The 16,523-nt window shown below is 64.0% G+C and carries 22 protein-coding genes; 9 read left to right on the top strand and 13 right to left on the bottom strand.

Annotated features, from left to right (window positions below):
* The first annotated feature begins 32 nt into the window (after positions 1–32).
* Positions 33–743, top strand: coding sequence for a YafY family protein (locus CK224_RS24535; RefSeq protein ID WP_095783530.1), 711 nt, complete (start codon positions 33–35; stop codon positions 741–743).
* Between the two features lie 69 nt (positions 744–812).
* On the top strand, positions 813–1,193 hold the full coding sequence (locus tag CK224_RS24530; RefSeq protein WP_095783529.1) for a VOC family protein: 381 nt from the start codon (positions 813–815) through the stop codon (positions 1,191–1,193).
* A gap of 42 nt (positions 1,194–1,235) precedes the next feature.
* Here CK224_RS24530 and CK224_RS24525 read toward each other — a convergent pair whose 3' ends face one another.
* The 4 genes from CK224_RS24525 to sppA form a co-directional block, all read right to left on the bottom strand.
* On the bottom strand, positions 1,236–2,207 hold the full coding sequence (locus CK224_RS24525) for an ornithine cyclodeaminase family protein (protein ID WP_095783528.1): 972 nt from the start codon (positions 2,205–2,207) through the stop codon (positions 1,236–1,238).
* A 22-nt stretch (positions 2,208–2,229) separates the two neighbouring features.
* Positions 2,230–2,562: a DUF1049 domain-containing protein gene (locus tag CK224_RS24520; protein ID WP_095783527.1), complete on the bottom strand. Its 333-nt coding sequence runs from the start codon at positions 2,560–2,562 to the stop codon at positions 2,230–2,232.
* Positions 2,563–2,623: 61 nt separating this feature from the next.
* Complete coding sequence (locus CK224_RS24515; protein WP_027165368.1) at positions 2,624–2,908, bottom strand: integration host factor subunit beta; 285 nt, start codon at positions 2,906–2,908, stop codon at positions 2,624–2,626.
* A 75-nt stretch (positions 2,909–2,983) separates the two neighbouring features.
* The gene (gene sppA, locus CK224_RS24510) at positions 2,984–3,937 is read right to left on the bottom strand and encodes a signal peptide peptidase SppA (protein ID WP_067318883.1); all 954 of its coding nucleotides are present in this window, start codon (positions 3,935–3,937) and stop codon (positions 2,984–2,986) included.
* A gap of 305 nt (positions 3,938–4,242) precedes the next feature.
* Between sppA and lptC the strand changes: the two genes are divergently transcribed.
* The 6 genes from lptC (at position 4,243) to ptsN (ending at position 9,520) form a co-directional block, all read left to right on the top strand.
* A complete protein-coding gene (gene lptC / locus CK224_RS24505; RefSeq protein ID WP_067004053.1) occupies positions 4,243–4,956 on the top strand; it encodes an LPS export ABC transporter periplasmic protein LptC in 714 nt (237 codons plus the stop codon).
* Positions 4,943–5,560, top strand: coding sequence for an LptA/OstA family protein (locus CK224_RS24500; protein ID WP_067004051.1), 618 nt, complete (start codon positions 4,943–4,945; stop codon positions 5,558–5,560). Before lptC ends, CK224_RS24500 begins: the two co-directional genes overlap by 14 nt.
* Positions 5,560–6,378, top strand: coding sequence for an LPS export ABC transporter ATP-binding protein (lptB, locus tag CK224_RS24495; RefSeq protein ID WP_095783526.1), 819 nt, complete (start codon positions 5,560–5,562; stop codon positions 6,376–6,378). The genes CK224_RS24500 and lptB overlap by 1 nt, the downstream gene beginning before the upstream one ends.
* A gap of 189 nt (positions 6,379–6,567) precedes the next feature.
* Positions 6,568–8,097, top strand: coding sequence for an RNA polymerase factor sigma-54 (gene rpoN / locus CK224_RS24490; protein WP_095778734.1), 1,530 nt, complete (start codon positions 6,568–6,570; stop codon positions 8,095–8,097).
* A gap of 313 nt (positions 8,098–8,410) precedes the next feature.
* On the top strand, positions 8,411–8,995 hold the full coding sequence (raiA, locus tag CK224_RS24485) for a ribosome-associated translation inhibitor RaiA (protein WP_067004045.1): 585 nt from the start codon (positions 8,411–8,413) through the stop codon (positions 8,993–8,995).
* A gap of 60 nt (positions 8,996–9,055) precedes the next feature.
* Entirely contained in the window at positions 9,056–9,520 is a 465-nt protein-coding gene (gene ptsN / locus CK224_RS24480) for a PTS IIA-like nitrogen regulatory protein PtsN (RefSeq protein WP_067004043.1), read from the top strand.
* 117 nt (positions 9,521–9,637) lie between these two features.
* Here ptsN and CK224_RS24475 read toward each other — a convergent pair whose 3' ends face one another.
* Entirely contained in the window at positions 9,638–9,895 is a 258-nt protein-coding gene (locus tag CK224_RS24475; RefSeq protein WP_067318876.1) for a DUF1150 family protein, read from the bottom strand.
* 64 nt (positions 9,896–9,959) lie between these two features.
* The gene (locus CK224_RS24470) at positions 9,960–10,385 is read right to left on the bottom strand and encodes an Hsp20 family protein (protein WP_067004038.1); all 426 of its coding nucleotides are present in this window, start codon (positions 10,383–10,385) and stop codon (positions 9,960–9,962) included.
* A 140-nt stretch (positions 10,386–10,525) separates the two neighbouring features.
* Here CK224_RS24470 and CK224_RS24465 point away from each other — a divergent pair, with 140 nt between their 5' ends.
* Complete coding sequence (locus CK224_RS24465; protein ID WP_095783603.1) at positions 10,526–11,470, top strand: nucleoside hydrolase; 945 nt, start codon at positions 10,526–10,528, stop codon at positions 11,468–11,470.
* A 30-nt stretch (positions 11,471–11,500) separates the two neighbouring features.
* Here CK224_RS24465 and CK224_RS24460 read toward each other — a convergent pair whose 3' ends face one another.
* From CK224_RS24460 to CK224_RS24430, 7 genes are all read right to left on the bottom strand, one after another.
* Complete coding sequence (locus CK224_RS24460) at positions 11,501–11,902, bottom strand: hypothetical protein (RefSeq protein ID WP_170950266.1); 402 nt, start codon at positions 11,900–11,902, stop codon at positions 11,501–11,503.
* A 51-nt stretch (positions 11,903–11,953) separates the two neighbouring features.
* Entirely contained in the window at positions 11,954–12,568 is a 615-nt protein-coding gene (locus tag CK224_RS24455; protein WP_095778737.1) for a LysE family translocator, read from the bottom strand.
* A gap of 93 nt (positions 12,569–12,661) precedes the next feature.
* Positions 12,662–14,113: an amidase gene (locus tag CK224_RS24450; RefSeq protein ID WP_095783602.1), complete on the bottom strand. Its 1,452-nt coding sequence runs from the start codon at positions 14,111–14,113 to the stop codon at positions 12,662–12,664.
* Positions 14,114–14,118: 5 nt separating this feature from the next.
* A complete protein-coding gene (locus tag CK224_RS24445; protein WP_067004028.1) occupies positions 14,119–15,021 on the bottom strand; it encodes a ribokinase in 903 nt (300 codons plus the stop codon).
* A 149-nt stretch (positions 15,022–15,170) separates the two neighbouring features.
* Positions 15,171–15,656, bottom strand: a complete 486-nt coding sequence (locus tag CK224_RS24440) for a hypothetical protein (protein WP_095783524.1) — start codon at positions 15,654–15,656, stop codon at positions 15,171–15,173.
* Positions 15,637–16,161 (bottom strand): hypothetical protein, encoded by a 525-nt coding sequence (locus CK224_RS24435; protein ID WP_095783523.1) that lies wholly within the window; start codon positions 16,159–16,161, stop codon positions 15,637–15,639. The genes CK224_RS24440 and CK224_RS24435 overlap by 20 nt, the downstream gene beginning before the upstream one ends.
* Positions 16,128–16,505: a hypothetical protein gene (locus CK224_RS24430; RefSeq protein ID WP_095783522.1), complete on the bottom strand. Its 378-nt coding sequence runs from the start codon at positions 16,503–16,505 to the stop codon at positions 16,128–16,130. Before CK224_RS24430 ends, CK224_RS24435 begins: the two co-directional genes overlap by 34 nt.
* Between the last annotated feature and the right edge of the window lie 18 nt (positions 16,506–16,523).

Below are 16,523 nucleotides of genomic sequence, written 5' to 3'. Positions count from 1 at the left end.
CCTCGCCCGAAGAAACGGGCAAGTCTCCGGTCATGTCCCGTTCCGAACGCCTGCTCGACCTGATCCAGATTCTGCGCCGCCACCGCCGGCCGGTCAGCGGCCGCACGCTTGCGGAGGAAATGGGCGTGTCGATCCGCACGCTCTATCGCGACATCGCGATGCTGCAGGGGCAGGGCGCGCCGATCGAAGGCGAGGCGGGGCTGGGCTATGTGCTGAAGCCCGGCTTCATGCTGCCGCCGCTGATGTTCACCGACGAGGAGATCGAGGCGATCGTGCTCGGCTCGCGCTGGGTGGCGAAACAGCCGGACAAGCGGCTGGCCGCGGCGGCGGCGGATGCGTTGTCCAAGATCGCGGCGGTCTTGCCGGACGATCTGCGTGAGGATCTCGACGCCACGACGCTACTGGTCGGGCCAAATTCAGCGAGCGGCGAGACGATCGATCTAGGCATCGTCAGGCAGGCGATCCGCAGCGAGCGCAAGCTCGGCTTCCTTTACCGCGACGCCGGTGGCGCGACCTCTGAGCGCATGGTCTGGCCGTTCGCGCTCGGCTTCTTCGACAAGGTGCGGGTGGTGGTTGCGTGGTGCGAGATGCGCCAGGATTTCCGGCATTTCCGCGCCGGCCGCATGGCCAATCTCGCAGCCACCGAGATCCGCTATCCGCGCCGCCGCCAGGCGATGCTCAAGGAATGGCGAGCGACGCACGATGAATCGGCCCGGAAAACGGCGCAGGAGCCTGCTGGCTGATCGCTGCTGCCAGAATCTGACAGTGGGATGATCTAGCTTGGCCAAGGTTCAAACACCTTGGAGACCGACATGACCACGCCCAATTTCGTCATCCTCTATGTCGACAGCCCCGAGAAGAGCGGGGCGTTCTACGCCTCGCTGCTCGGGCGCCAGCCAGTAGAGGCCTCGCCCACCTTCGCCATGTTCGTCCTCGACAACGGCTTCAAGCTCGGCTTGTGGTCGCGCCACACGGTTGAACCGGCGGCCGCCGCCGCGGGCGGGGGCGGCGAGTTCGTGCTTGCGATGGAGAATGCGGCCGCGGTCGACGCCACGCACGCGGACTGGGCGGGACGCGGGTTGAAAATGCTGCAGGCTCCGGTCGATCTCGACTTCGGCCGCACCTTCGTCGCGCTCGATCCCGACGGTCATCGGCTGCGGGTTTATTGGCCGAACGAGGCAGCAGGGCAGTAGGCGTAAGGTGTGAGCTTCGTTATTGCCTTACTGCCCTATTCCCTACTGCCTTGTGCTGAGCGCCTTGTAGACGGCGATGCCGGCGGCGAGATCTTCAAGCGCTGCGCCGACCGACTTGAACAGCGTGATCTCGCTATCGCTTTGCCGGCCCTGTTTCTCGCCACGCGCCAGTTCGTGCAGGTCGGCGATGATCGCTGCAGGCTTCAGGACGCCGGAAGCCAATGGCTGCACGATGTCGCCGGCCTCTTTGGTGGCGCCGGCGCGGGTATCGACATAGACGCGGGCGCGGGAAATGGCATCGTCGTCGCTCTCGCGCATCTGCGGCGTGAAGCCGCCGACCAGATCGACATGGGCGCCCGGCTTCAACAGCGCGCCCTTGATCAGCGGCGCGGTCGTGATCGTCGCCGACGAGATGATGTCGGCCTCGCCAAGCTCGGTTTCGAGGTCGCCTGCCACGCTTGCTGGAAAACCTTCGGCGCGCAGTGCTGCCGCGACCTTTTCGGCATTGGCCGGCGTGCGGTTCCAGATGCGGATGGAGGTGATCGGCCGAACCGCCGAATGCGCCTTGGCAAGGAAAGGCGACAGCGCGCCGGCGCCGATCACCAAGAGCCGCGAGGCGTCCGCGCGGGCGAGATAGGATGCGGCGAGCGCCGAGGCACAGGCGGTCCGCCATTGCGTCAGCCGCTGGCCGTCGATCAGGGCCTGGGGTTCGCCGGTCACGCCGTCGAGCAGCAGATAGAGGCCCATCACCGCCGGCTTGCCGATGGCGTTGTTGTCCGGCGAGACGGTGACGATCTTGACGCCGATATGGCCGCCGGCCGAGGTGCCGGCGGCGTCGAAGTCGGTCCAGGCCGGCATCAACAAAAGCGTCGAGGCGGCGCCGTCCGGCCGCTCGACCGCGTGATGGTGGCGCACCGGCTGCACGGCGCCTTCGCGGAAGGCGGTGCGCAGTGTCTCGACCAGACCTGAAAAGGTCAGCGCGCGGTCGACCTCGGCGGCCGAAATAGTCAGCATGGAAAGCTCCCTAAGGCGCTGTTTAGTTCGTCGGCTTGGGCAGCGCCGGTCCTTTCGGCGCAGCGGGTGCGCGGCTCACTGCCTGGCGCAGGTTCTCGGCCTCCAGCCCGCGCTGGCGGGCGAGCTTGCGGTAGCGGCCCTGCTTCACCCAGGTAGCCATGCTGCCGACGATCATGCCGAAGGCCAAAGCCAGGAACAGGAAGATGAAGAGCGGCAAATTCAGCGTCAGCGCCGGATTGCCAGGATGGAACGGGTCGAGCGTGAAGGCGACGAGGCCGCGATTGGCGACGGCAAGCGCGATCAGGATGACGGCCAGCGGCACGAAGACCACGACGAGCATGACGCGATTGAACATCAAATCTCCTGGAGGTGGCTTAAGCGCCGAAACGTCGTTTCCCGACCTGCCGGCGCAGCGCCTATTTGCCGCCGTTCAACCTTTCGCGCAACTCCTTGCCGGTCTTGAAGAACGGCACCCACTTCTCCTCGACCTCGACGGATTCGCCGGTGCGGGGGTTGCGGCCGGTGCGGGCAGGACGGTTTTTCACCGAAAAGGCACCGAAACCGCGCAACTCGACCCTGTTGCCTTCGGCGAGCGCGTCGGTGATCTCGTCAAAGATCGCGCCGACGATGTTTTCAACGTCGCGGAGGAAAAGATGGGGGTTGCGCGCGGCAATGATCTGCACAAGCTCGGACTTGATCATGAACGTTCCCCGTAAACCACTGCGGTCAAATATCAGGATGATTTTATTGCTTTATTTGGCTCGTCCCAATGGTTGTCAAGGGTGCCAGACCGAAACGAGACCGTCAAGGAACAAGCGGTCGGCGCCAAGCTCGTGAATGATGTCGCCGCCGGCGTCCGGCAGGCCGAGCGCATTGGCGACGGCTTTGGTCATGCTTCTCGAAAACAGGAGGCCGTGCCCCTCCGTATCCTTCCATTCGACGACCTTGAGCTTGCTGTCGACCCCTTTGGTCGCCAGCCAGTTGATCGCTTCGGGTTCGCCGCCAACGGCATCAACCAAGTGATTGGCGAGCGCCTGGCGGCCGGTGAAGATCGAACCGTCGGCCAGCGCCTGCGCCTGCTCGCGGGTCATCTTGCGCCGTTCGGCGACAATGCCGACGAACCAGTCATAGCTGTCGAGGATGAGCTTGCGCACCATGGCGCGCTCGTCGTCATTGGTCGGCTTGAACGGCGAGGGCGCAGCCTTGAGCGGCGAGGACTTCACTTCCTCGAGCTTGATGCCGAGCTTGTCCATCAGGCCGCTCACGTCGGGATACTGGATCAGCACGCCGATCGATCCGACGATCGAGGTCTTGCGGGCGACGATGTGGTCGGCCGCGCTTGCGATCATATAGCCGGCGGACGCGGCCAGCGTGCCGACCTCGGCCACCACCGGCTTGTCGGCGGCGAGCTTGCGCACTTCCTCATAGATCGACTCGCCGCCAACCGTGGTGCCTCCGGGCGAATCGATCGACAGGATGACGCCCTTCACCGTTGCGGATTTGCGGATCGTCTCCAGTCTTTTGATCAGCTCCTCGTCCTCGGTGATGGTGCCTTCAATCTTGACCTTCGCGATGTGGTCGATCGCCTGACCGGTGAAATCGTCACCATAGATCCATGCCGAAAACGCGATCAGAGCTGCCGCCACAATCACAAACGCGGTCACGCGCCAGAACGTCAGCTTGCGGCGCAAGCGGCGGCGGTCGATCAGGTCGTCGGCTCTCATTGCCATGGTCAGCCTCACATTCGGTGGGAAAGGACGCTTTTAAAGCAACCATCCGCGCGGGGCTACCGTTTCCTGATGCCCTGGCCCTGACAGGTCTTGGCGCAACGCGGCGGTCACGACGACCTCACGAAAAATTAACGCAGCCCGTTCCTATCTGCTATGAAGAGCTGGCAGTGCAGCCGGATTCGTCCTAGTCGTACGGTAGTAGCCGTCACATTTTTGCAGTTTTCCTCCGCTTGTGCTTGCTTGCGGGGACCGGCATACCACCTATAGGCGGTGTTTGGCGGGGCAGGGCTCATTAGAAAATAGTCATGTTGGCGCGATCTGACGAAACGAGCGATGCCGAAACGGTATCGGCTGCCGCTGGCGAAAGCGGCACGCGCGGCGATGCGTTCGATCGTGCGCAGCGGCATTCGCGCCGCGTGCGCGTGTTGAAATTCGCCGTGCCGCTGCTGGCGGCGGCAATTGCGATCGCCTTTCCGGTCTATTCTTATCTCGCCGCGCCGGTGTCGATCTCGGTACAGGCCGACGGCACGGCGTTTTCGGACGGCAAGCTGGTGATGGCCAACCCCAAGCTCAACGGCTTCACCAAGCAGAAACTGCCTTATTCGCTGACGGCGACCAGGGCGACCCAGGATGTCGGCAAGCAGGGTATCATCGACCTCGAAGGCATCAACGCCAAGCTGCCCGTCGCCAGCGACAATGTGGTGGCGGTCAACGCCGCGCATGGCATCTACGACCGCGACGCCAACACGATGGACCTCACAAGCGATGTCCTGGTGACGACGAGCGACGGCATGGAAGCCAAGTTCAAATCGGTCTTCCTAGACATGGGCAAAGGCTCTATGAAGACCGACAATCCGGTCGATGTCAGCCGGGGCGGATCGCGCATCACCGCCGACTCGATGTCGGTGGAAGAAAACGGCAAGGTCGTGGTCTTCGAGAACCGGGTGCGCGTCAACATTGACGCGGCAAGTCTGAAGGCGGCAGAGGCAAAGGGCGGAGAGCAGAATGCGTCGCAGTAGTTCGGCAAGGCTTGCAGCGGCGGCCTCTCTCTTCATGTTGCTCGGGGCGGCGCCGGCGCTTGCCCAATCCGGCGGCACCAGCCAGATGTCCGGCCTGAAATTGTCAGGCGACCAGCCGATCCAGATCGAAAGCGACAAGCTCGAGGTCCGTCAAGCCGACAGCGCGGCGATCTTCAGCGGCAACGTCACCGTCAATCAGGGGCCGACGCTGCTCAAGGCCGGCAAGATGACGGTCTATTACGTCAAGGACCCAAACGCTCCCAAGGGCGCGGCGGCGGGCGCATCGGCGATGACCGGGGCAGCCAACATCGACCACCTCGTGGTTGAGAACAAAGTCTATATCAAATCGAACGACCAGATCGCCACCGGCGACAAGGGCACGTTCGACATGAAGACCCAGGTGCTCGTTCTTTCCGGCAGCGAAGTCGTGCTCTCGCAGGGCGACAACGTGCTCAAGGGTTGCAAGCTCACCGTTCAGATGAAAAGCGGCCTTGCCAATGTCGACGGTTGCGGCACCGGCGGTCGGGTCATCATGTCGATTACGCCGCAGAAGCAGGGCGCGCCCCAAAAGGGCACGGCCCAGCAGGGAGCGTCGAGCAACTAATGGCCGGCGTATCGTCGCTGCTGGCCCGCCTCCCGGGGCGGACAGCCGCAAAAACGTCTGCGCCGGCAACGATCGGCGCCGACAAGGCGAAGTTCAAGGGCACCCTGATCGCCAAGGGCCTGACCAAGAGCTATAAGGGCCGCAAGGTGGTGAGCGGCGTGACGCTCGGCGTGCGGGCCGGCGAGGCCGTCGGACTGCTTGGTCCCAATGGCGCCGGCAAGACCACCTGTTTCTACATGGTCACCGGTCTCGTGCCGGTGGACGAAGGCACGATCGAGATCGACGGCTTCGACGTCACCTCGATGCCGATGTACCGGCGCGCCCGCCTCGGCATCGGCTATCTGCCGCAGGAAGCGTCGATCTTCCGGGGCCTCAACGTCGAGCAGAACATTCGCGCCGTTCTGGAAGTGGTGGAAAAGAGCCGCAAGGAACGTGAGCGCACGCTCGACGAACTGCTCGAGGAATTCCACATCAGCCATCTGCGCAAGGCGCCGTCGATGTCGCTGTCCGGCGGCGAAAGACGCCGCCTCGAGATCGCGCGGGCGCTGGCCACACGGCCGGCCTATATGCTGCTCGACGAGCCCTTCGCCGGTATCGATCCGATCGCGGTCGCCGACATCCAGCAGCTCGTCCGCCATCTGACCGCGCGCGGCATCGGCGTGCTGATCACCGACCACAATGTGCGCGAGACGCTCGGCCTGATCGACCGCGCCTATATCATCCATGCCGGCCAGGTGCTGACGCATGGCCGCGCCGACGAGATCGTCGCCAACGCCGATGTGCGGCGGCTCTATCTCGGCGAGGGTTTTACGCTCTAAACGCGAAAATTCGGGTTGCGCGGCAATTTCTCGCTGAATTTTTCGGCTTTATGCCTGCTCTGCCCGCGAATAAAGGCTCCGGTAAGCCGTCTCTGCTAGCGTTTGCCTTGACAAGCAAAAGCCGGGCCAGTTTCTATGCCCGACCGAAAACGGCAGCTCGATGCGTAGACGAGGCGTTTGAATCCAACCATGGCGCTGGCGGCCAAACTGCAGCTCAGACAGTCCCAGTCGCTGGTGATGACGCCCCAGCTGATGCAGTCGATCCGGCTGCTGCAGCTCACCCATGTCGAGCTCGACCGCTTCATCGACGAGGAAATCGAGCGCAATCCGCTCTTGGAGCGAGCCGAGCCGCAGGACGATGCGGGCGGCGACCAGCCGCAGAAGAGCGAGACCGCCCCGGAACCCGCCGCCGGGGACGACTGGTTCGAAAGCGAGACGGAATGGAGCGCCGAGGCGATCTCGGAAAAGCTCGACTCTTCGCTGGAGAACCTGTTTCCCGACGATCCCGGCACCAGCGAAAAGCTCGGACCGGATCTCACCGCGCAGTGGAAGTCGGCATCCGCGGGCAGCGCCGGCAGCGCTTCGTCGGAAGGCTTCGACGTCGGCGAGATGGCCGCGACCATCGTGACGCTGCGCGAGCATGTCGGCGAACAGATCGCGCTTGCCTTCGCCAAACCCGCCGAGCGCCTGATTGCCGGCGAGCTTGCCGACAGCCTCGACGAAGCGGGCTATCTGCGCGCCGATCTGGAAGAGATTGCCGCGCGGCTGGGGGCGGACATGGGAGCGGTGGCGCGAGCGCTCGCGGTCTGCCAGACCTTCGAGCCGGCCGGCCTATTTGCCCGCGACCTCGCCGAATGCCTGTCGCTGCAGCTTGCCGCACGCGACCGGCTCGATCCGGCGATGAAGGCCCTGGTGGCTAATCTCGAACTCCTGGCGCGGCGGGATTTCCAGACGCTGAAACGCATCTGCGGCGTCGACGAGGAAGACCTTCTCGACATGCTGGCCGAGATCCGGGCGCTCGATCCGCGTCCCGGCACCGCGTTTTCGGGCGGCGCGAGCGACGCCATCGTTGCCGACGTCGAGGTGCGGGCCGCTGCCGACGGCAGCTGGGCGGTGGAGCTCAACGCCGACACGCTGCCGCGCGTTTTGGTCGATCATGTCTATTTCGCCCGGGTTTCCGGCCATGCCAAGGACCAGGCGGAAAAGGAGTTTCTGGCCGAATGCCTGCAGAACGCCAACTGGCTGACGCGCAGCCTCGACCAGCGGGCGAAGACGATCCTGAAAGTGGCCTCGGAAATCGTGCGCCAGCAGGACGCGTTCCTCGTCCATGGCGTGCGGCATCTCAAGCCGCTCAACCTGCGCACGGTGGCCGACGCGATCGGCATGCATGAATCGACGGTGAGCCGCGTCACTGCCAACAAATACATGCTGACGCCTCGCGGCGTGTTCGAGCTGCGCTATTTCTTCACCGCTTCGATCGCCTCGGCGGAAGGCGGCGAAGCGCATTCGTCGGAAGCCGTGCGTGACCGCATCAAGCAACTGATCGACGAGGAAAAGCCCGCCGACGTGCTTTCCGACGACGCTATCGTCGACATGCTGCGGGAAAGCGGCGTCGACATCGCCCGCCGCACGGTCGCCAAATACCGGGAGGGCATGAACATTCCTTCATCGGTGCAGCGGCGCCGGGAGAAGCGGGCGCTGGCCAACGCCGGGCGATAGGGCAGTTGATATTCATCGGGCCTGACCTAGTTTGGTCCGAGCTGAGGAATGGCGATTTTTCACAGTTTTCGTGTTTCATTGACAAGCTGCAATGAAGTGTCTAGAAGCCCGCCCGCATGAGCCGGGCCGTGATGCCCGCCTCGCGAATGGCTCCGTCAAAGCGAAGGCCTCGGACGGCCAGAAGGCGACTTGTGATCAACCGGAAAGTTCGGGTCTAAAATCGGCGCGCGTGCCGCCGCAAAGCTTGTGCGCGCGCACCACGGGTATAAACTTGGGACAGTTTGAAGCCTGAGCAGGGAAGGTCAGTTTTCAGATGAATCTGCGCATTTCGGGAAAACACATGGACATCGGCGATGCGTTCCGTACGCGCATCAATGATCGTGTCAACGAAGCGATTGAAAAATATTTCGATCGGGGTTTTTCAGGACATGTAACGGTCATCAAAGCGGGATCGCGCTTCTCGGCCGATTGCATGATCCGTCTCGATTCGGGCGCCTCGCTGCAGGCGACCGGGGACGCCCAGGATCCCACGCTTGCCTTCGAGGCGGCCGCCGATCGCCTCGAAACGCGGCTCAGGCGCTACAAGCGCCGGCTGAAGTCGCACAATTCCAGCAACGGCAACGGCGAATCCACCGACATCGCCTACGCCGTGATGGAGCCGCTCGCCGACGACGAAGAGGAAATCCCGGAGAACTTCGCTCCGGCCATCGTCGCCGAATCGACCGTGACGCTTCGCACCATGTCGGTGGCGTCTGCCGTCATCGAACTCGATACCAAGGACAGCCCGGTTTTCGTCTTCCGCAACGCCGGAAACGACCACGTCAATATCGTCTACCGCCGGCCGGATGGAAACATCGGCTGGATCGATCCGTCGACCACCAAAGTCGCGCAGGGATAAGAAAGCCGGCCGCGCGAGGGGGACGACCGGCGCGGTAGGCGAGCAAGGGATTTTTCAGGCATGGATCTCAGCGATCTCATCAGCGTCCCGGCTATCATGCCGGCGTTGAAGGCGAATTCCAAAAAACAGCTTCTGCAATTGCTGTCGGAGAGGGCGGCGGCGATTTCAGGCATTCCGGAGCGGGAAGTGTTCGACACTATCCTGCAGCGTGAGCGGCTGGGCTCCACCGGCGTCGGCAACGGCATCGCCATTCCGCATGGCAAGCTCGCAGGGGTCAAGCGGATCGCCGGCGTGTTTGCCCGGCTGGAGGCGCCGGTCGATTTCGAGGCGCTCGACGACCAGCCGGTCGACTTGGTGTTTCTGCTGCTTGCGCCCGAAGGCGCCGGCGCCGACCATCTTAAGGCGCTGTCGCGTATCGCGCGCGTGCTGCGCGATGGCGATACGGTGGCCAAGATCAGGGGGACGCGCGACGCAGTGGCGATCCACGCTCTGCTGTCGGATACCCAGGCCTCGCACGCGGCCTGAGGTTGGGTGAAGCTGGCCTTTGGATAAACCCGGTTTTTGGGATATAACCTTGAGGGGCCGCCGGGAGCGGCCCTTTCCAATTCAGGCAACGACCTCAAATTCAAATAGTGGTTGGGGTCAGTGGATGGCGACGGTGGTCAGATCATTCTCCAGCGCACCCGCCAGGGCCCGGTCACGGGCATCGGAAAGCAGGATCGGCTGACCGTTGGCGGCAAACAGCGCCCACAGTTCCAGCCCGGGCGCGATTTCGCCGAGGCCGGGGAAGCGGCCGCGCAAATCGTCGCTCGATATTTTCCTCAGATATGCGACCGAACCTTCGCCGAGATGGGCGAATTCGCCGCTGGTCATGGTCAGGGTTTCGTCAATTCTGGTCATTACAAGCCTCCTTGGCGCAAGGACGCCACTTCCGGCCGTCCCGCATTAGAGCCATCGGCAAAGATCAGTCTTTCACCGATATGTTTATTTTCCGTACCAGCCGCTCGGCCTCCGGACGGTCGAGATCGATCGACAAAAGGCCGTTCTTCAATTCCGCGCCGACCACCCGCATGCCGTCGGCCAGCACGAAGCAGCGCTGGAACTGGCGAGCGGCGATGCCGCGGTGGAGGAACTCACGCTCGGTGTCGTCGGTCTGACGGCCGCGCACGATCAACTGGTTTTCCTCGGTGGTGACATCGAGGTCGTTCTCTGCGAAACCCGCCACGGCAAGTGTGATGCGCAGCCTTTCGGCCTTGCCGTCCGAGGCGCCCAGACGCTCGATGTTATACGGAGGGTAGCTGTCGCCCGACTTCGCCAGACGTTCGAGCGTCTTTTCCATAGCGTCGAAGCCCAGAAGAAGCGGGCTGGAGAAGGGCGTCATTCGACTCATTGTTACACTGTCCTCTTAAGAGCGACACAAACCGGAAAAACCCGGATGGCATTTTTCCCGATGGTCTTGATATGGTCCGCCGCGCGATCAAGTTCAAGCCGTCAAAACCCCGCCCAAAAAGACTCCCCAAAGGAATTGAAATGCCCCAGTCACGAAAGATCATCATCGACACGGATCCCGGCCAGGACGATGCCGTCGCCATATTGCTGGCGCTCGGCAGCGCCGAGCTGGAGGTCGTCGGCATCACCGCCGTTGCCGGCAACGTGCCGCTGAAGCTCACCGAGAAGAATGCGCGCAAGATCTGCGAGCTCGGCGGCCGACCCGACGTCAAGGTCTATGCCGGCGCCATCCGCCCGCTGGCGCGCGAGCTCGTCACGGCGGAGGACGTGCATGGCAAGACCGGCCTCAATGGACCCCAGCTGCCCGAACCGACGATGCCGCTGCAGGAGCAATACGCGGTCGATTTCATGGTCGAGACGCTGATGCGTGAGGAAGCGGGCACGATCACGTTGTGCCCACTCGGGCCGCTCACCAATGTCGCGCTGGCGCTGATCCGCGAGCCGCGGATCGCGCCGCGTATCAAGGAGATCGTGCTGATGGGCGGCGGCTTTTTCGAGGGCGGCAACGTCACGCCTGCCGCCGAATTCAACATCTACGTCGACCCGCAGGCGGCGGATTTGGTGTTCAAGTCGGGCGTTCCGATCGTGATGATGCCGCTCGACGTCACCCACAAGGCACTGACCTCGGCCAAGCGCATCCAGGCCTTCCGCCAGCTCGGCACCAAGGTCGGCACCGCAACCGCCGAGATGCTGGAGTTCTTCGAGCGCTTCGACGAGGAGAAATACGGCACCGACGGCGGGCCGCTGCACGATCCGTGCGTGATCGCCTATCTCATCAAGCCGGAGCTGTTCAAGGGTCGCCGCTGCAATGTCAGCGTGGAGACCAGCTCCGAGCTGACCATGGGCATGACGGTCATCGACTGGTGGGGCGTCACCAAGCGCGAGAAGAACGCCATGGTGATGCGCGACATCGACCACGATACGTTCTTCGCGCTGCTGGTGGAGCGGCTGGGGCGGCTCAACTGACCGTCAAAGCGGCCAACCGAGCACACGTCGTCATCCGTTGAGCAACCGATAGGTGTCGGCGCCGTGCTTGTGGTGCTGTCGCTCGATGGGAAGGACGGAGCCGACAAGATGGGGTCGCCTCACATCGTCGTCGACAGATATCCGTGTGTTGTCGTCATCAAGGCGCAGATCGTAGGTGTAGTATAGATTGTGGCCGATCGTGCCGTACGGATTGATGGGCTTCACCCTGACGTATTCGACCACGCCCATCACGCGTTGAGTGGCGATGACCGGATTGGCCTGAAGCTCAACGATGGCGATGGATTTCATAGCCGCAAATGCGCCGAACAAAGCGACGCCGATCACGGCGTCGCTGTACTCATATTGCCAAATAAGCAAGCGATTCCGGAAGGAAACGTTTGACTTGTTCATCCTGAAGAAGTGTGCTGCCAAGCACAGTTATTCAATAGGCGTCAAAAATAATTGCGACCAGAGTATTCGCTCTCATTTCGCCTTGGAGAACGCCAGCCAGAGCCCGCCGCCGACCAGGAAGCTGCCGCTGATCCGCGACATCAGCTTAACGCGGCTGGCCGAGAGCATGCGCCCGGCGCGGCCGGCGGCAAGCGCGTAGGTCGAATCCGACATGGCGGCGAAGACCATCGCGGTCAGGCCCATGACCACGATCTGCAGCGTGTAATTGCCCTGTGGCGCGATGAACTGCGGGAAGAAGGCGCCGAAGAAGACAAGCGTCTTCGGATTGGAAATCGCCACCAGGAAACCTTGCAGGAAGAAGCCGCCGCGCGGTTTCTTGGCCGATCCATCGGGGTTCAGGGCTCCCTTGGCGCGGAGCATCTGCACGCCCATCCAGATGAGGTAAGCCGCACCGATCAGCCGCACCCATTCGAACCAGTGACCCATGCCGGCGATCAGCGTGTTGAGGCCGATGCCGACGATGGCGATCATGATGGCGAGCCCGGCCTGGGTGCCCGCGACATTGGCCAGCCCGGCGCGCGAGCCATGGCGGATACTGTTGGCGATGATCAGCGTGACCGTCGGCCCGGGTACCAGGACGATGACGATGCAGGCGACGACATAGGCGGCGTAGAGTTCCAGCGACATGTTTTCCCTCGAACAGGATCGCGCCGACACGCGCGGAGCGCGATCAATGCACGGAGTTGACGCCGGCGCAAGCGCGCCAGCCGGTTGAGCCCGTCAGGCAGCCCCCGCCGGCCAGGGCAGCGTCGCCTCATAGGCGGCGCCGGCCTGCAGGACCGCCAGGTCGCCGCGCGGCTGGCCGATCAGCTGCATACCCATCGGCCGGCCCTTGCCGTCGAAGCCGACCGGCACATTGAGCGCCGGACAACCGCCGAGCGTGGCAAAGGCGGAGACCTGCATCCAGCGGTGATAGCTGTCCATCGGCCGCCCGGCGATCTCGCGCGGCCAATGCGTCGAGACCTCGAAGGGGAAGACCTGGGCGGTCGGCAGCACGATAAGGTCGAAGCGCTCGAACAGCGACAGCAGCGTGCGGTGCCATGAGGTGCGCCGGACCGAGGCGGCATGGATCTGGGGCGCGGTAAGGCGCATCGCCTGCTCAACTTCCCAAACGGCCTCCGGCTTCAGCAGCCTGCGCTTTTCAGGAGCGTCATAATGCGCCTTCAGTCCGCAGCCGCTGCTCGCCTGGCGCAAGGTGACAAAAGCCTGCCACAGCGCCTCGAAATCGACATCCGGCGCCAGCGTTTCGCTGTGGAACGCGGCATCCGCGAAGCGGGCAAGGGCGGCCTCGCACAGGTCGAGCACGCCTGGCTCCATCGGCAGATGGCCGCCGAGATCGCCGAGCCAGGCGATGCGGCCGCCGGTGGCTTTCTCCCGCAGGCCTTCGAGAAACGAGCCCTGCTTGTCATGCGACAATGGCGCCCGCGGATGATAGCCGGCCTGCTCATCGAGCAGCAGCGCGATGTCGCGCACATTCCGGCCCATCGGCCCTTCGACGCCCATCTGGGCGTGGAAGACATCGATGTCGGGGCCGGCCGGCACCAGCCCTTGCGAGGGGCGGAAGCCATAGACGTTGTTGTAGGCCGCCGGATTGCGCAGCGAGCCGCCGAAATCGCTGCCGTCGGCGACCGGCACCATGTCGAGCGCCAGCGCCACCGCCGCGCCGCCGCTCGAGCCGCCGGCGGTGAGCGTCGGATCGAAGGCATTGAGCGTCGGACCGAAGACCGGATTGTAGGTGTTGGAGCCCAGCCCGAATTCCGGAACATTGGTCTTGCCGATGATGATGGCGCCGGCCTTGCGCAGGCGCTCGACGAAGAAATCGTCCTCTTGCGGGACGAAATCGGCGAAGATCGGCGAGCCGAAGGTTGTTCTTGAGCCCTTGGTCAGGGCGAGGTCCTTGATGGCGATCGGCAGGCCGAACAGCGATCCGGCCGCGCCGCCCCGTTCCAAATGGGCGTCCGCCCTGTCGGCTTCCGCCAGGATATCGGCGCGCTCGCGCAGCGACACGATGGCGTTGACCAGCGGGTTCACAGCATCGATGCGGTCGAGAAAGGCGCTGACGACCTCGCGCGCCGACAGACGGCGCTGCCTGATCGCGTCGGTAAGCTCTACGGCGGACAAGCGACAGATGTCGCTGGCCGGCGGCACGGCGTGTTTCGTCGACGGGCGCATCGCCGTCACCGCGCGGCCAAGGCCGCGTCGACATCCTTCGGCAGCGGAATCGCCGGCTGCGCACCCGGCTTCAAGCAAGCGAGCGAGCCTGCCGCCGCGGCGCGCGTGAGCGCCTGTTCGAGCGAAAGGGCGGACGACAGGCCGGCGCCGAAATAGCCGCAAAAGGTGTCGCCGGCGCCGACCGTGTCGACCGGAGTTATCTTCAGTGCCGGGACGGTGAGGAAATGGTCGGGAGTGGCGGCCAGCACGCCGTCGCCGCCGAGTGTCACGACGATGGCGCGGCCTGTCTTTTGAGCATAGTCGCGCATCCGCGCCTCCCGGTCGTGGCCGGTGAGCGCCAGCGCCTCGCCATAGAGGTCGAACTCGGTCTCGTTGGCGACGGCGTAGTCGGCCTTGCCGAGAAAGCCCGCCGCCTCGGGGCGGAAAGGCGCGGTGTTGAGCACGCTGACGGCACCCGCCGCGCGGGTTGCATCGAGCGCCGCTTCGACCGTGGGCAGCGGGATCTCGTGCTGCAAAAGCACGACATCGCCCTTCTTCAGATACGCCTTCGCGATGTCGCCGGGCAGTACAGAATCGTTAGCGCCCGGCACGACGGCGATCACATTCTCGCCGTCGGCACCGACCAGGATGAGCGCTGTGCCGGTGGAGGCGAAGCTCTCGCCGACGCCGGAAAGATCGACACCGCCGGCCTTCAGCAGCGCCAGCGCTTCGGCGGCAAAGCTGTCCTTGCCGACGGCGCCGACCATGCGCACCTCAGCGCCCGCGCGGGCCGCGGCCAGCGCCTGGTTGGCGCCTTTGCCGCCGGGAGCGGTGGCAAAGCCGGAGCCGCGGACCGTCTCGCCGGGTTCAGGCAAACGGTCGACATTGGCGATCAGGTCGAGGTTGATCGAGCCGACGATGATGATCAAGAAAGGCCTCCTGCACGAGCGGGCGAGCCTTCGATCGAAGGCCGATGCCGCAAGTCCTTGCATTTACGCAGTTGCTTGCGCGGGAGGCTAGCCGCAAAGACCGTATATTGCCAGATCAAGCCGGTTGTGCGCCGCACCGGCCCACAGCATCATTCGCAGCGCACCGTCACCGTGCCCTGGTAGTTGCCGGCCGGGAAGATGCCCGGCGATTTCGTGGCCGTGAGATCGACCTGGATGGTGTGAGTGCCGTTGGTCACCCGCTGCGGCGAACTGCCCGGGATGTCCGCGCCTGAGCCATCGAGGCGGAAGACGGTGGCGAAGGTGACGTCGGTGTCGCCGCCGCTCGGCGCGGACGTGAAGACAATCGGCGCCGGTGCCGAGACGGAATAGCAGTCGAGCAGGTTGAGGATCGTGCATAGCGTCGCATTCGCGGTGATGGTGGCGCCGGCGCTCGACCCGCCCGCCTGCCTGGAGCCGAAGATATTGATGGCGGGGTTCGATTTCATCGTTCCCGAGGCGCCGATCATGATGGTGCAAGTGCCGATGATCGCCGCCGAAGCCGGGAGCGAGAAGCTTGCAAGCGCAGCCACCGCGGCGATCAGCGCGCGGCTATTTCTATTTCTTTTTCTTGTCATTGCCGGTTGTGCCTCTGATGCTCCAGCCCTCGTTAGCCCATCCAGTCGATGCGGCAGCGGAGGCGGTCGCGGGATTGGGAGCAGCCACGCTTCCCGTCTGGCCGTCGGCGCCGAGACCCATCTTGAGCAGCTTCAATTCGAGCTGCAGGCGCTCGACCTCGAGTTCGTAGAGGCGGCTGCAATCCACGCGCTTCGGCGTCCGCCCGATCGGGACCACCACGCGGCCGTAAGTGGCGAGGTCGCTGTTCGACTGGCTGTTGCTGTTGCCGCGGATGACGCCGACGTCCAGATAGGCGCCGCTGCCGGAAACGGCCGAGCGGCAGGTCGTGCCGTCGGAAGCATGAACCTCGTCCTGGCCCTGGGGCAGGGTGACGCCGGGCAAGGTGAAGCCAGTCTGGTTCTGGTTCAGGTTCAGTATATCCTCAGCATACCCCTGACTTGCGACCGCCAAGGCGGGCAGCAGGGCAAGCGTCAGAACCTGCGATGCCCGAAGAACTTTCCGCATATCTGAGCCCTTATCTGCGTCTGCTCGCTTGGAAAGGGGATACTCTCGGTACAGATACGCACTTTACGCTCGTTCGCGCCGTCGAACGGGACGACCACCAGAACCGGGCGCGACGCCTGGCCGGCCAGAACGAAGGCCTTCGGCGTGATCCTGGCGTCGATCGGCCGAAAGTCCTGGTCATAGACATGAATCTCGACGCGTATGCGCTGGTCGTAGGGGTTGCCGGGGAAAACCCGGACCGCGAAAGCATCGGTGAAGGACCTGACCTCGCCCCGCATCGGCGTCATCGACTGGCCCTCCGCGGCAATGGGAGACAGCACGGCGATCAACCCCGCCGCCAGCATTCCGATCGTTCTCAAGGA

It is taken from the genome of Mesorhizobium sp. WSM3862 (assembly GCF_002294985.1).
Classification (GTDB): Bacteria; Pseudomonadota; Alphaproteobacteria; order Rhizobiales; family Rhizobiaceae; genus Mesorhizobium.
Note: the sequence above shows the minus strand (reverse complement) of the source record. Positions and strands in the feature narration are given on the sequence as shown.